Annotated in this window: 3 protein-coding genes; all 3 read left to right on the top strand. The window is 74.6% G+C overall.

Annotation, left to right across the window (positions count from 1 at the left end; translation table 11 throughout):
* Positions 1 to 557: hypothetical protein (locus AX737_RS29160; protein WP_348626817.1), on the top strand; the 557-nt coding region annotated here is incomplete at its 5' end.
* A gap of 68 nt (positions 558 to 625) precedes the next feature.
* A complete protein-coding gene (locus tag AX737_RS29155) occupies positions 626 to 1,678 on the top strand; it encodes a flippase-like domain-containing protein (RefSeq protein ID WP_066927463.1) in 1,053 nt (350 codons plus the stop codon).
* Complete coding sequence (gene fliP, locus AX737_RS29150; RefSeq protein WP_066927461.1) at positions 1,675 to 2,472, top strand: flagellar type III secretion system pore protein FliP; 798 nt, start codon at positions 1,675 to 1,677, stop codon at positions 2,470 to 2,472. Before AX737_RS29155 ends, fliP begins: the two co-directional genes overlap by 4 nt.
* The last annotated feature ends 191 nt before the right edge of the window (positions 2,473 to 2,663 follow it).

The following is a 2,663-nucleotide window of genomic DNA, read 5'->3' as shown; positions in this document are numbered from 1 at the left end:
GGCCGGGGGCGGCGACGTGGCCGTTGCGCTCCGCGGCCGGTGCGCTGTACCCCCGCGCGATGAGCGAGACCCGATCGGGCCAGATCCCCGCCGCCGAAATTCCTGCCGTCGAAGTTCCTGCCGTCGAAGTCCCCGCCGTCGAAGTCTCGGCCGCGAAGGTCCGGACCGCGAAGGCGAAGTTCGCCGAGGTGGTGCTGGTCTGCCGCAAATGCGCCCGGCGCCAGGGCCTCACGAAGCGGCAGGCGCGGGCGCTCGCCAGAGCGGGTTACGAGGCGGGTTACGAGGCGGGCCGCCGCGCGGCGCGGGCGGGGACGGGCCGGAAGGGGCGCAAGCCCCGGATCGTCGAGAGCGGCTGCCTCGGGCCCTGCCCCAAGCGGATGCTGGCCATCGCCACCGGCGCCAGCGTGGCGGCCGGGCGGGTGCTTCTGGTCGATCCGCGGAAGGCGGGCGCCTTCCCGGTGGCCGGCCCCGATTTCGGCCCCGATTTCGGCCCCAATGCGACGCTAGGCGCGCCTCCGGGGGACGCGTCCGCGACGGATCGCGGCGCCCCCGCGTGAGCGAGCGCCGCCGTGACCGCCTCCCCGAGACAGACGGGCCGCCCTGACCGGCCCCACCGGAGCGCGCCGTGACCGCCGCCGCCCGACAGGGGCTCGGCCGGGCCCTGCTGCGCCGCCTGCCGCTCATCGGCACGCTCGCGGGCCTGGGGCTCGCCGCCTGGCTCGTGGCGACGAACGACCTCGCGGCGATCGGGGCCGCCTTCGCGCGCATCGGGGTCCTGGGGCTCGTCGGCATCGTGCTGGTGCGGGCGCTCATCGTGTTCCTGTGCGGGCTCGCCTGGGCGCGCATCCTCGACGGCCTGGGCACCCCGGGCATCGGCCCCTTCGTGGTGCTGCGCTACGTGCGCGAGGGCATCAACGTGCTCCTGCCCGTGGCCTCGATCGGCGGCGACGTGCTGGGCGGGCGCCTCCTCACCTTCTGGGGCGTGGCGGGCGCGCTCGCCGCCGCCTCGATTCTCGCCGACATGCTGATCCAGGTCGGCACCCAGGCGCTCTTCGCCGGGATCGGCGCCGCGCTGCTCTCGCGCATGGAGGGGGAGGCGGCCGCCGACCTCGCCCGCTGGATGCTCAGGGCGCTCTCCGTCGCGGCGCTGGTGCTCGCCGCCTTCTTCGCCGTGCAGCGCACGGGCGCGGCGCGCGTCATCGAGGAGCGGATCGCCGCCCTCTCCCGCCGCTTCGTGCGCGAGGCCGAGCCGCGCCGGGAGGGGCGCAGCACCGTGCAGGCCGCCCTCGACGCGGTCTGGCACGGCGGACGCCGGGGCCGGCTCGCCGAGGCGGTCGCGCTGCACCTCGCGGCCTGGACGCTGGGCGCGGCCGAGATCTGGATCGCGCTCGCCTGCATCGGCGTCGAGGCGAGCCTCGCCGAGGTGGTGGTGATCGAGGCGCTGAGCCAGGCGATCAAGTCGGCGGCCTTCCCGGTGCCGAGCGGGCTCGGGGTGCAGGAGGGCGGCTTCGTGGTGGTCTGCGCCCTGTTCGGCATCGACGCGCACACGGCGATCGCGCTCTCGCTCGCCAAGCGGGTGCCGGACGTGGCGCTGGGCCTGCCCGCGCTGCTCGTCTGGCAGAACATCGAGGCGCGGCGCGCGAGCGTGCGGCCGCCGGGGGCGGACGGACGCGCATGACCCGGAAGACAGGTGTGTCGCCCCTCGGCCGGAGCGCCGTCCCACTCCTGGCCGGCCTTCTCCCGGCCGGTCTCCTGGCCGTTCTCCTGGCCGGTCTCCTGGCCGGTCTGGGCGTCGCGCCCGCCGCGGCGCAGAGCGTGACGGTCGATCTCGGCTCCGGCGGCGTCACCGAGCGGGCGCTGCAGCTCGTCGCGCTCATCACGGTGCTGGCGCTGGCGCCCTCCGTGCTGGTGATGGCCACCGCCTTCACCCGGATCGTGGTGGTGCTCTCGCTGCTGCGCTCGGCGCTCGGCACCCAGACCGCGCCGCCGACCGCGGTGATCATCAGCCTCGCGCTCTTCCTCACCGCCTTCGTGATGGCGCCGACCGGCCGCGAGGCCTACCGCGCCGGGATCGAGCCGCTGATCGCCGGCCAGATCACGCAGGGACAGGCCTTCGAGCGGGCGTCCGCCCCGTTCAAGACCTTCATGCTCAAGAACGTGCGCGAGAAGGACCTGAAGCTCTTCCTCGACATCGCCAAGGCGCCGGTCCCCGCCGGGCCGGAGCAGGTCGGGCTGGAGATCGTCACGCCCGCCTTCATGATCTCGGAGCTGCGCCGGGCCTTCGAGATCGGCTTCCTGCTGTTCATCCCCTTCCTGATCATCGACCTCGTGGTGGCCTCGGTGCTGATGGCGGTGGGCATGATGATGGTGCCGCCGGCGAGCGTCGCCTTGCCGTTCAAGCTGATCTTCTTCGTGCTGGTCGACGGCTGGGGGCTGGTGGCGGGCTCGCTGGTGCAGAGCTACGGGGGCTAGGGCGCGGGGCGGCGCCCGAGGCAGCGCTGGGGCCGCCATCCGGAGGCGGTTTCATACGGCCCCCGGTCGACCGGTTCGGCCGCGCGCGGTGAACCGCGCCGCACCCCCTCTCCCATAGGGAGAGGGTTGGGGTGAGGGGTATGACCTCACAGGACGGAGCACGCCATCGACGCGCGTTCAGGTCGAGCCCT

It is taken from the genome of Methylobacterium sp. CCH5-D2 (assembly GCF_001556475.1).
Lineage (GTDB): Bacteria > Pseudomonadota > Alphaproteobacteria > Rhizobiales > Beijerinckiaceae > Methylobacterium > Methylobacterium hispanicum.
Note: the sequence above shows the minus strand (reverse complement) of the source record. Positions and strands in the feature narration are given on the sequence as shown.